Annotated in this window: 8 protein-coding genes; 7 read left to right on the top strand and 1 reads right to left on the bottom strand. The window is 67.5% G+C overall.

The window, feature by feature from the left end; genetic code table 11:
- Window positions 1-143: 143 nt before the first annotated feature.
- The 5 genes from EA796_RS20290 to EA796_RS20270 all read left to right on the top strand — a co-directional run bounded on the left by EA796_RS20290 (window position 144) and on the right by EA796_RS20270 (window position 7931).
- Window positions 144-710 (top strand): alpha/beta hydrolase, encoded by a 567-nt coding sequence (locus EA796_RS20290; RefSeq protein WP_122109905.1) that lies wholly within the window; start codon window positions 144-146, stop codon window positions 708-710.
- A 138-nt stretch (window positions 711-848) separates the two neighbouring features.
- Window positions 849-2828, top strand: a complete 1980-nt coding sequence (locus EA796_RS20285; protein ID WP_122109904.1) for a DUF1302 domain-containing protein — start codon at window positions 849-851, stop codon at window positions 2826-2828.
- A 38-nt stretch (window positions 2829-2866) separates the two neighbouring features.
- Window positions 2867-4222 carry a DUF1329 domain-containing protein gene (locus EA796_RS20280; protein ID WP_122109903.1) on the top strand — a complete coding sequence of 452 codons (1356 nt, stop codon included), beginning with the start codon at window positions 2867-2869 and terminating at the stop codon, window positions 4220-4222.
- Window positions 4223-4355: 133 nt separating this feature from the next.
- The gene (locus EA796_RS20275; RefSeq protein WP_122109902.1) at window positions 4356-5423 is read left to right on the top strand and encodes a YCF48-related protein; all 1068 of its coding nucleotides are present in this window, start codon (window positions 4356-4358) and stop codon (window positions 5421-5423) included.
- Between the two features lie 27 nt (window positions 5424-5450).
- On the top strand, window positions 5451-7931 hold the full coding sequence (locus tag EA796_RS20270; RefSeq protein WP_122109901.1) for an RND family transporter: 2481 nt from the start codon (window positions 5451-5453) through the stop codon (window positions 7929-7931).
- Between the two features lie 158 nt (window positions 7932-8089).
- On the opposite strand, the gene EA796_RS20265 is transcribed toward EA796_RS20270, so the two are convergent.
- On the bottom strand, window positions 8090-8884 hold the full coding sequence (locus tag EA796_RS20265; RefSeq protein ID WP_178082581.1) for a cytochrome c: 795 nt from the start codon (window positions 8882-8884) through the stop codon (window positions 8090-8092).
- 110 nt (window positions 8885-8994) lie between these two features.
- Here EA796_RS20265 and EA796_RS20260 point away from each other — a divergent pair, with 110 nt between their 5' ends.
- Both EA796_RS20260 and EA796_RS20255 read left to right on the top strand, forming a co-directional pair.
- Complete coding sequence (locus EA796_RS20260) at window positions 8995-9882, top strand: AEC family transporter (RefSeq protein ID WP_021441968.1); 888 nt, start codon at window positions 8995-8997, stop codon at window positions 9880-9882.
- A gap of 576 nt (window positions 9883-10458) precedes the next feature.
- Complete coding sequence (locus EA796_RS20255; RefSeq protein ID WP_122109900.1) at window positions 10459-11664, top strand: acetyl-CoA C-acetyltransferase; 1206 nt, start codon at window positions 10459-10461, stop codon at window positions 11662-11664.
- Window positions 11665-11788: the final 124 nt, after the last annotated feature.

The raw sequence follows: 11788 nt of genomic DNA, 5'->3' as shown, positions 1-11788 counted from the left end.
TTCGAAGGGGCATTTCGCCCCTGTCATCAAATGAGAAATGGCTGACGCCAAATGTGAAGCGGGGTAGGTGGGGGCTCTTTACTGTTGTCTGCAACGACCATCCGGCTACCCGTAAAGCCGGAGCCAACTGCAAAGGTGTCGATGTGGAAAAGCTGCAAACCCATGCCACGGTGCTGATCGTTCCCGGTCTGCGCGAACACGTGCCGCAACACTGGCAAACCCTGCTGGAAGCCAAGCTGAGCAAGGTGCGTTCGGTTGCCCCGCTGCAGGCTGACAAGCTCAGCTGTGCCGCCCGGGTCGAGGCCATCCAGCGCAAGCTGGAGCAGATCGAGGGTCCGGTGATCCTGGTCGCCCACAGCGCCGGCGTGCTGATGGTGGCGCACTGGGCGGCCCGCTACAGCCGCCCGATCCAGGGCGCCCTGCTGGCCACGCCGCCGGACCTGCAGGCCAGCTGGCCGCAGGGCTATCCGACGCCGGACAGCCTGCGCGCGCATGGCTGGGATCCGCTGCCGGACGGCCGCCTGCCCTTTCCCAGCATCGTCGCCGCGAGCAGCAACGACTACCTGGCGAGCCTGGAAGCCGCCTGCCACCTGGCCGAGGCCTGGGGCAGCCAACTGGTCAATCTCGGCGCGGTCGGCCACCTCAACCCGGCTTCGGGTTACGGCGAGTGGGCGCGGGCCGAGGCCTTCATTCGCGAACTGGATTGTTGAGGCGCGCGGCTCCCCGGAGCCGCGTCGCCCAGCGCTGCCGCCAGCCGCCGGCTGAGCCGCAGCATGAGAACTCGCACCCTTGCTATACCGGATGTGAGCCGTTGTTAGAGCCACAAACACAACAAGCGGAGACAACGCATGTACAACAATAAGAATCACGCTACTCGGCCCTTGCGGCGCAGCCTGCTGGCCACGGCGATCCTCGCCGCTTCCATGCCGGCCGCCCATGCCGTCGAAGTCGACCTGGGCAGCGAGGACTGGGCCGTACGCTTCGACAACACGGTCAAGTACAACTACGGCGTACGCACCGAGAGCGCCGATAAGCGCATGCTGGCCACGCCGAACAACAACGACGGCGACTACAACTTCCGCAAGGCCGGCACCAATATCACCAACCGCGTCGACCTGCTCACCGAGCTCGACGTGGTCTACCAGAACCGCATGGGCTTCCGGGTCAGCGCCGCGTCCTGGTATGACAAGGCCTACGACAACACCGGCTCCAACTCCAACCCCTTCGTCAACGGCAACGACGCGGCCAGCGGCATGACCACCCAGCACCCGCTGGTCGGCCCCTTTGCCAGCGCCGACGGCCTGGGCAACGGCAATCCGCACCTGAGCCGCTACGCCAAGCGCTACTACAGCGGCCCGTCCGGCGAGATCCTCGACGCCTTCGTGTTCTACAGCACCGAGGTCGGCGAGGAGTCGCTGCTGAGCGTCAAGGCCGGTCAGCACAACGTGTTCTGGGGCGAGACCATTCTCAACCCGGTGCACTCGCTGAGCTACGGCCAGTCCGGCCTGGACCTGGCCAAGCTGGCCGCCTCGCCGGGCACCGAGGCCAAGGAGCTGTTCATGCCGCGCAACCAGCTCTCCACCAGCTTCACCCTGAACTCCGAGTGGACCTTCGGCGCCCAGTATTTCTTCGACTGGGACGCCGCCCGCCTGCCCGAGGCCGGCACCTACTACGGCACCTCCGACCTGCTCGGCGAGGGCGCGCAGTCCTTCCTGCTCGGCCACACCGCGACGCCGCCGGGCTTCCTCGGTCAGGATGCGCTGACCAACGTGCGCCGCGGCGACGACAACACGCCGAACGACAGCGGCGACTGGGGGCTGATGGCCAAGTGGGCGCCGGAGTGGCTGGACGGCACCCTGGGCTTCTACTACCGCCGGACCTCCGACATCCTGCCGCAGGCGGTGCTGGATGCGCGCTCGCTGTCGCTGACCCAGGGCAGCTGCGTGGTGGCGCCGGGCGGCGTGGTCAGCGTACCGGCCACCGGCGTCTGCCGCCTGGTCGATTCCCTGGCCGGCACCAGCTACAACCTGTCCTACGGCGACGACATCGACATCTACGGCCTGAGCCTGTCCAAGGAGTTCGCCGGGGTCAGCGTCGGCAGCGACCTGAACATCCGCAAGAACATGCCGCTGTCCAGCATCCCGGCCATCGTCAGCGCCACCGGCCCGGCCGGGCTGGCCGCCGGCCTGGGGGCGCTGCCGCCGCGCAGCGCCGGTTCCGGCGTGGTCACCGACCTGCCGGGCGAGGGCGACAGCATGGCCGCCACCGGCGACACCCTGCACTGGACCCTCAACGGTCTGCTGGCCATCGCCGAGACGCCGCTGTTCGACGCCGCGACGCTGCTGGGCGAGCTGTACTACAGCAACCTGCTGAGCCTCGATAGCAAGAACGAGGCGCTGTACAAGGGCAAGGACACCTACCGCGGCATCGACAAGCCGACCCGCGACAACTGGGGCCTGGCGGTCAACTTCACCCCGACCTGGTACCAGGTGTTCCCGGGCGTGGATCTGTCCGCGCCGATGTCGATCAACGTCGGTCTCGACGGCGTCTCGCCGGTGGTCGCCGGCGGCGCCGAGGAAACCGGCAACTACGCGGTGGGCGTGAGCGTGGCCATCTACAACCAGTACTACGTCGACCTCAAGTACGTCGACTCCTTCGGCGATTCGGCCAAGTGCGAGAACGGCGCGACCGATGGCGCGACCCCCAACGCCCTGGACGGTACCGAGCGTTACACCTGCTACGCCGGCGGCTATGCCTCCTTCTCCGGCGGTGGGGCCACCGGCGAAGACCGGGGTGCGCTCTATCTGACTTTCAAGACCACCTTCTGATCTATGAATTGCCCAGCTTACGAGCAGGAGTACACCCAATGAAATTCGTGAAAACCCTACTGGCTGCCTCTCTGGCGCTGGTCGTTGTGCAGGCCCAGGCCGCGGTATCCGCTGACGAGGCCGCCAAGCTCGGCCAGACCCTGACCCTCGTCGGTGCCGAAAAGGCCGGCAATGCCGACGGCTCCATCCCGGCTTTCGAGGGCGGCCTGAGCACCGCCCCGGCAGGCTTCAAGAACGGCGACACCGTGCGCCCCGATCCCTTCGCCGGCGAGCAGCCGCTGCTGGTGATCGACGGCAAGAACGCCGATCAGTACAAGGACCAGCTGACCGCCGTGACCTACGAACTGGCCAAGCGCTACCCGAGCTTCCGCGCCGAGGTCTACCCCAGCCACCGTACCGCGACCATGCCGCAGGCGCTGCTGGACAACACGCTGAAGAACGCCACCGGGGCCAAGTCGCTGGAAGGCGGCAACGCCATCGAGAACGTGCTGCCGGGCATTCCCTTCCCGATTCCGCAGTCCGGCGCCGAGGCCATGTGGAACCACCTGCTGCGCTTCCAGGGCGCCGGTTACACCACCAAGTACGACTCCTGGAACGTCGATGCCGCCGGCGTCGCCACCCTGGCCACCACCGGCACCGCGTTCAACGCCTTCCCCATCTACGAAGACACGAACAAGGTGATCGACGCCAGGGACACCTACTTCCAGACCAAGCTGTACTACAGCGGCCCGGCCCGCCGCGCCGGCGAATCGCTGATGCTCAAGGACGCCGCCAACCCGCTGGAGCAACCGCGCCGCGCCTGGCAGTACCTGCCCGGCGTGCGTCGGGTCAAGCTGGCGCCGAACCTGGCCTACGACACGCCGAACCCGGGTACCGCCGGCTCCGGCACCTACGACGACATCTACGTGTTCAACGGCGCGCTGGATCGCTACGACTGGAAACTGGTCGGCAAGCAGGAAATGTTCGTGCCCTACAACACCTACAAGCTCACCTATATCAAGGACCCCAAGCAGCTGACCACGCCCAATCACCTGGCGCCGGAGTTCGTGCGCTGGGAGAAGCACCGCGTGTGGGTGGTCGAGGGCAAGCTGAAGGCCGGCGCCCGCCACATCTATGCCAAGCGCCGCTTCTACCTCGACGAGGACAGCTGGAACGCCCTGGCTTCCGATCAGTACGACGCCGGTGGCCAGCTGTACCGCGGCTCCTTCAGCTTCCTGACCCAGAGCTACGACGTCGCTACGCCCAACACCGCGCCCCATGTCATCTACGACCTGATCGGCGGCAGTTACAACGTCAACGGCGTGGTCGGCCCGTACGGCGGCATCAAGTACATCGAGCCCCTGTCCAAGGCCCAGTGGTCGCCCGAGGCGCTGGCCGGCGCCGGTATCCGCTGAGGGTCGCCGGCCGGGCAGGGCCCGGCCGGCGCTGAGCGCCCGCGGTCGGCGACGACTGCGGGCTGGTTTTTCCGGCCCTGCTAGCCGCTGCGGTGCAGCCAGGCGGGGCCTTCTTTCTCACGAGGAACGCGCTATGCGTGCAATCCGACGCTACCTGCAGCTGGCGCTGGGCGCCTGGCTGGCGCTGCAGAGCAGTGCCTGGGCCAGCGACTACGTCGACGTGCTGGACCTGCCGGCCAAGCCCAGTGCGCTGGCCGTGCACAGCCCGCTGCTGGACGTCGCCCGCGCCGGCGACCGACTGGTGACGGTCGGCCAGCGTGGCCACATTCTCTATTCCGACGACGACGGCCAGCACTGGCAGCAGGCCCAGGTGCCGGTCAGCGTCGATCTCAATGCCGTGCATTTCGCCAGCCCGAGCCTGGGCTGGGCGGCGGGCAACGACGGCGTGATCCTGCACAGCGCCGACGGCGGCCTGACCTGGCGCAAGCAGCTCGATGGCCGGCAGATCGGCGCCCTGGTGCACGACCACTACAGCACCCTGGCCGCCGCCGAGCCCGAGAACGAAGAGTGGGCTGCACTGGCGGCCGAAGGCGAGCGTCTGATCGAGCAGGGGGCCGACAAGCCCTTTCTCGACCTCTGGTTCGCCGACGCCCGCAACGGTTTCGCCGTGGGCGTGTTCAACCTGATTCTCGCCACCCGCGACGGCGGCCAGACCTGGCTGCCGCTGCAGGATCGCAGCGACAACCCCATGGGCCTGCATCTGACCGCCCTGGGTTACACCGGCGATGCGCTGTACCTGGTCGGCGAGCAGGGCCTGCTGCGCCGCTGGGACGCCGCCGGCCAGCGTTTCGTCGCCCTGGACAGCCCCTACGCGGGCACCTACTTCGGCGTCATCGGCAAGCCCGGCGAGGTGCTGGTCTACGGCCTGCGTGGCCACGTGTTCCGCAGCCGCGACGGCGGCCAGAACTGGCGCGAGCTCGACAGCGGCCTGCAGGTCAGCATCACCGCCGCCGCCCGCGACCGCGCCGGGCGCTACCAGCTGTTCACCCAGGCCGGGCACCGCCTGCAGGCCGAGGAGGGCAGCGCGCTGCGCCTGATCCCGCAGCAGAGCCAGTCGCCAGTGGCCGGCGCCACGTTGTCCGCCGCCGACGATCTGATCCTGGTGGGCAGCCGCGGCGTGCGCAGCCTGTCCGGCGAATAACCCCCCAATCCGAGCGAGTACCCTGTCATGGGCAATATCAAGCAAGACACCATGCCGGTGATCCGCGATGTTCGCGATTTCGACACGAACACTGGCAACCTGCTGGAACGCATGGTGTTCAACCATCGCGTGCCGTTCATCCTGCTCATGGCGCTGGTCACGCTGGTGCTGGGCTACATGGCGGTGACCCGCCTGGAGCTGCGGCCCAGCTTCGAGAAGATGATTCCGCAGAGCCAGCCCTACATCCAGAACTTCCTGGAGAACCGCGCCTCGCTGCGCGGCCTGGGCAACTCGGTGCGGGTAGTGGTGGAGAACAGCGAAGGCGACATCTTCGACCCCGAATACCTGGAGACGCTCAAGCAGGTCGGCGACAAGCTGTTCCTCACCCCGGGCGTCGACCGCGCCTGGATGAAATCGCTGTGGAGCCCGGCGGTGCGCTGGACCGAGGTCACCGAGGAAGGCTTCCAGGGCGGTCCGGTGATGCCCGACAACTACGCCGGCAAGCCCGGGGACATCGAGCAGCTGCGGCAGAACATCGTGCGTGCCGGCATAGTCGGCAGCCTGGTGGCCAACGACTTCAAGTCGAGCATGATCGTGGTGCCGCTGCTCGACCGCGACACCGCCACCGGCCAGGGCATCGACTACCACCTGTTCTCCCAGGTGCTCGAGGAGCAGCTGCGCGACCAGATCGAATTCGCCGGCGACAGCGCCGCGCGCCAGGCCGGCGAGGAGGGCAGCGGCAAGTACAAGGTCCGCGTGATCGGCTTCGCCAAGCTGGTGGGCGATCTGATCGACGGCCTGATCCAGGTGATGCTGTTCTTCGCCCTGGCGGTGGTCAGCTCGTTGCTCATCATCCTGCTCTACACCCGCTGCATCCGCAGCACCCTGCTGGTGATCCTGTCCTCGCTGGTGGCGGTGGTCTGGCTGCTGGGCATCATCGCCTGGCTGGGCTATGCCATCGACCCCTACACCGTGCTGGTGCCCTTCCTGGTGTTCGCCATCGGCGTGTCGCATGCCTCGCAGAAGATGAACGGCATCATGCAGGACATCGCCCGCGGCACCCACAAGCTGGTGGCGGCGCGCTACACCTTCCGCCGCCTGTTCGTCGCCGGGGTCGCCGCGCTGCTCTCCGATGCGGTGGGCTTCGCCGTGCTGATGCTGATCGACATCCCGGTGATCCAGGACCTGGCGATCACCGCCAGCATCGGCGTGGCCGTGCTGATCTTCAGCGCGCTGCTGCTGATGCCGGTGGCGCTGTCCTACGTCGGCGTCGGCGAGAAAGCCGCCGCGCGGGCCCTGCGCATCGATACCCGCGCCTCCCAGCACCGCGGCTTCGGCCGTCTGTGGGACCTGCTCGACCGTTTCACCACCCGCAAGTGGGCCACCGGCGCGGTTCTGGTGGCGGCCGTGCTGGGCATCGGCGGCTTTATGGTCAGCCTGCAGCTGAAGATCGGCGATCTCGACAGCGGTGCCCCGGAGCTGCACCAGGACTCGCGCTACAACCGCGACAACGCCTACATCACCAGCCACTACGCGCTGTCCAGCGACCTGTTCGCGGTGATGATCAAGACCGCGCCGGAAGGCTGCCTGAACTACCAGACCCTGGTCCTGGCCGACCGCCTGGCCTGGGAGCTGCAGCAGCACCCGTCGGTGCAGACCACGGTGTCGCTGGTCAATGCGGTGCGCCAGATCACCGCCGGCAGCTTCGAGGGCAACCCCAAGCTGGCCAGCATCCAGCGCAACCAGGACATGCTCAACTACGCGGCGCAGCAAGCCTCGGTCAATGCCCCGGAGCTGTTCAACACCGACTGCTCGCTGATGCCGGTGATCGCCTTCCTCAAGGACCACAAGGCCGAGACCCTGGACGAGGTGGTGGCCATCGCCGACCAGTTCGCCCGCAACAACAGCACGCCCGAGCGCCAGTTCCTGCTCGCCGCGGGCAGCGCCGGCATCGAGGCAGCGACCAACATCGTGGTGCGCGAGGCCAACCGCACCATGCTGCTGTACGTCTACCTGGCGGTGGCGCTGTTCTGCCTGTTCACCTTCCGCAGCTGGCGCGCGACCCTGGTGGCGCTGCTGCCGCTGATGCTCACCTCGATCCTCTGCGAGGCGCTGATGGTGGCCATGGGCATCGGCGTGAAAGTGGCGACCCTGCCGGTGATCGCCCTCGGCGTGGGCATCGGCGTGGACTACGCGCTGTACCTGCTCAGCGTGCAGCTGCACTACCAGCGCCAGGGCATGTCGCTGGCCGATGCCTACCAGAACGCCGTGGCCTTCACCGGCCGGGTGGTGGGGCTGGTCGGCATCACCCTGGCTGCCGGGGTGATTACCTGGGCCTGGTCGCCGATCAAGTTCCAGGCCGACATGGGCATCCTGCTGGCCTTCATGTTCCTGTGGAACATGCTGGGCGCGTTGATTCTGATCCCGGCGCTGTCGCACTTCCTGCTCTCGGGCAAGGGCGTGGCGCAGCCCGTCGCGCAGCCCGAGCCCAGCGCCAGCGGAGCCTAGCGATGGGCGGCGCAGCCTGGTGGCCAGGGCTGCGCCCACGCGGAATCGCAGGGTAGGCGCGGAGTTGCCCGCGATGCTTGCGGCTGAAGCCGCTCCTGTAGCGGTCGGGGCGGCGGGAGCTCGAGGGGCGCGGCCTGATTCGGCCCGCCGGCGAGGGTTCAGCGCCTGTGCTTGGCCATGTGCTGCAGATAGCCAAGCAACTCGTTCAGCTCCCGCTCGCTCAGCACCGCTTCGCTGAACCCCGGCATCCTTCCCTGCGGCCACTTGCGCAGGCTCTGCGGGTCGCGGATGTACAGGCGCAGGAACGCCTCGCCGAGGTATTCGGTGGGGTTGTGCGGGATATTCAGGTCGGGGCCGAAGGCGGAGTCGCCGGCGCCGTTGAGGCGGTGGCAGGCCAGGCAGTGTTTCTGGAACTGGGCGAAGCCGGCCTGCACCTCGGCGCTGGCGTCGGCGGTCGGCAGCAGGGCGGGGAAGCGTTGCGCCACCGGCGCCAGTTGGCGGATGCGCGATACCTGGAACGGCCATTGCTCCGGGCCGATCTGGCTGGCGGCCGGGTCGGTCCAGACCAGGTAGAAGGGGCCGGCGCTGGGTTTGCCTTGGCCCAGCGGCGGCCACGGCTGGGCCGGGTCTTCCACCGCCAACCAGGCTTTGGCGCCCTGGCTGGCGAGCAGGCTGGCGGCCGGCAGCTCGGCGGCGAAACCGTCCAGGGCCACGGCCTGCAGGTGGTCGCCCGGCGCGATGCCATCGAGCAGTGCGCTCAGCGGCACGGCGCGGTAGCGCATGCCGCGTTTGTAGCTGACGTCCTCGGCGATCTCCACGCTCTGCGCCTGCGGGTGAGCGAGCAGTTCGGCGGTTTGCCAGGTGCGCTCGCCGCTGCCGAGCTGGATATGCAGTTCGGCAGCCTGGGCGGTGCCGAGCAGAAAGAGGGCGAGCAGGGGCGCGAGTGCGTTCAAACCTGGGGCTCCGTCATGGGTTGAGGCGTCGTGTCGATGCCACCCTAGCACAATTGCCCGCGCCGCCTCGGCGGTCTAGCATGCGTCCTTTTGATTGGCGGGAGAGCCCCATGCTGGCCGAGTTGTTCGCTGTTCTGGCCCCGGTGCTGATCGCCGCTGGCATCGGTTATGGCTGGGCGCGCAAGGGGCATGCCTACCCGACCGATTTCGTTGCGCGCATGGTGCTCAATATCGGCACGCCCTGCCTGGTGCTGTCGACCCTCAGCCGCGCCGAGCTGGACAGCGCCGCCTTCGCCGAGATGGCCCAGGCCTGCGTGCTGGTGACCCTGGGCATGGGCCTGATAGGCCTGCTGCTGAGCCGCCTGTTTGCCATCGACTGGAAGGTGCTGGTGCCGGCCTACCTGTTCCCCAACTCCGGCAACATGGGCCTGCCGATGGCGCTGTTCGCCTTCGGCGAGCCCGGCCTGGCGCTGGCGGTGGCGTTCTTCCTGGTGCTCTCGGTGGGGCATTTCAGCCTGGGCATGCTGCTGTCCGGCGCCGAGCGCTCGCTCAAGGGCCTGCTGGTCAACCCGATCATGATCAGCCTGGCGCTGGTGCTGCCGGTGTTGCTGCTCGACCTGCAATTGCCGCGCTGGCTGGCCAATACCGTCGACCTGCTCGGCGGCATGACCATCCCGCTGATGCTGATCACCCTCGGCGTGTCGCTGGCCAGCATCCGCGTGCAGCATATCGGCAGCGGCCTGCTGCTGGGGCTGCTGCGCATCCTCTGCGGCGCCGCGCTGGCCTGGGCCATCGGCTGGCTGCTGGCGCTGCCGCCGCTGGTGCATGCGGTGTTGGTGCTGCAGTCGTCGATGCCGGTGGCGGTGTTCAACTACCTGTTCGCCGTACGCGCCGGACGCTCGCCCGAGCAGGTGGCCAGCCTGGTGCTGTGCTCGACCCTGCTGGCGTTCGCGCTGATTCCGCTGCTGTTGGCGTGGTGGATGCCCGCACTGCGCTGAGCGCGCCACGGCGACAGCGCGCGTGCGGGGTGGTTGACGAGTTCAGCTGACCAGACGGGTCAGGTTGGGAAGGATCAGGACGACCGCCGTGGCGAAAAGAATTACGCCGGCTTGGCGGTATTTCGGCTGTTTGAACATGGCCGCATGCCTTTTGTTGTTATTGGTGTGGCGTCGGATGCCCGCGATAGCGCACTGCGGGCTGCAGCGTCACGCCTTAGCGTGGTCTGACTCACCGCCCCGGCATGACCCGGCGGCGGTTCCCTGCGCCCGTTTCGCGACGGGTGCAGGAGTAACTCTAGGGCTGGCGTCACAGATCCTTTAGATGACTTGGTTGCTAGCAGCGGGCTGCTAGGAATTTCGGGCTATGCATGGCCTCTGGCCATCCACCAGCGAGCCCGGAGGCAGACGCCTTGCTTGGGCTTCACCGGCGTGCGCGGACTAAACGACCGTTCGTCTGAGCTCAGCGGTCAATGGGCCTGAGCGCTTCGGTCATTGAGCGCTTGGCGCCTGGCGCTATGGTAGGGAGGCTCAATAAGAACAGGCGCTGCCGAGCGCCGCACGACCCTCGAGGACGCCATGACCGAAGCATATATTTTCGACGCGGTGCGCACGCCCCGCGGCAAGGGCAAGAAGGACGGCGCGCTGTACAGCGTCAAGCCCGTCAACCTGATCGCCGGCCTGCTGGGCGCCCTGCAAGCGCGCAACGAGCTGGACACCAGCCAGGTCGACGACATCGTCCTTGGCTGCGTGACCCCGGTGGGCGACCAGGGCGCCGACATCGCCAAGACCGCGGCGATGGTCGCCGACTGGGACGTCAGCGTCGCCGGCGTGCAGCTCAACCGCTTCTGCGCCTCGGGCCTGGAGGCGGTGAACCTGGGCGCGATGAAGGTGCGCTCGGGCTTCGAGGACCTGGTGGTGGTCGGCGGCGTGGAGTCCATGTCGCGCATTCCCATGGGCTCGGACGGCGGTGCCTGGGTGATGGACCCGGAAACCAATATCCACACCAATTTCGTGCCGCAGGGCATCGGCGCCGACCTGATCGCCACCCTGGAAGGCTTCAGTCGCGCCGATGTCGACGCCTTCGCCCTGCGCTCGCAGCACAAGGCTGCGCGCGCCAGTGCCGATGGCTCGTTCGCCAAGTCGCTGATCCCGGTCACCGACCAGAACGGCATCGTCCTGCTCGACCACGACGAATTTATCCGCGGCGATTCCACCCTCGAAGGCCTGGGCAAGCTCAAGCCGAGCTTCGAGATGATGGGCCAGATGGGCTTCGACGCCACCGCGTTGCGCGTCTACAGCCATGTCGAGCGCATCGAGCACGTGCACACCCCGGGCAACAGCTCCGGCATAGTCGATGGCGCGGCGTTGATGCTGATCGGCTCCGCGGCCAAGGGCAAGGAGCTGGGCCTCAAGTCGCGCGCGCGCATCGTTGCCACCGCCGTGACCAGCACCGACCCGACCATCATGCTCACCGGCCCGGCGCCGGCCACGCGCAAGGCGCTGGCCAAGGCCGGGCTGTCGGTGGAGGACATCGACTTGTTCGAGGTCAACGAAGCCTTCGCCTCGGTGGTGATGAAGTTCATGAAGGACATGGGCGTGCCGGAGAGCAAGGTCAACGTCAACGGCGGCTCCATCGCCATGGGCCACCCCCTGGGCGCCACCGGTTGCGCCATCCTCGGCACCCTGCTCGACGAGCTGGAGAAGCGCGAGCTGCGCTACGGCCTGGCCACCCTCTGCGTGGGCGGCGGCATGGGCATTGCCACCATCATCGAACGAATCTGATGAGCGTCCAGCCGCTGCTGCGCTCGGCCTGGCGTTGTTGGAATCTGGCATCAGAATGCTCATTTGCTACAGCAAACTGCGCTTCTTCGCCAAATTCCGCCTAGCCAGACCTTCGCTCGCGACG

It is taken from the genome of Pseudomonas sp. AOB-7 (assembly GCF_003696305.1).
In the GTDB taxonomy this organism is placed as follows: domain Bacteria; phylum Pseudomonadota; class Gammaproteobacteria; order Pseudomonadales; family Pseudomonadaceae; genus Aquipseudomonas.
This window is presented reverse-complemented; position numbering and strand designations above follow the sequence as displayed.

Coding starts and splice junctions, on each gene's coding strand:
- EA796_RS20285 (WP_122109904.1), top strand. CDS start 849: ATGTACAACAATAAGAATCACGCTACTCGGCCCTTGCGGCGCAGCCTG.
- EA796_RS20280 (WP_122109903.1), top strand. CDS start 2,867: ATGAAATTCGTGAAAACCCTACTGGCTGCCTCTCTGGCGCTGGTCGTT.
- EA796_RS20275 (WP_122109902.1), top strand. CDS start 4,356: ATGCGTGCAATCCGACGCTACCTGCAGCTGGCGCTGGGCGCCTGGCTG.
- EA796_RS20270 (WP_122109901.1), top strand. CDS start 5,451: ATGGGCAATATCAAGCAAGACACCATGCCGGTGATCCGCGATGTTCGC.
- EA796_RS20260 (WP_021441968.1), top strand. CDS start 8,995: ATGCTGGCCGAGTTGTTCGCTGTTCTGGCCCCGGTGCTGATCGCCGCT.
- EA796_RS20255 (WP_122109900.1), top strand. CDS start 10,459: ATGACCGAAGCATATATTTTCGACGCGGTGCGCACGCCCCGCGGCAAG.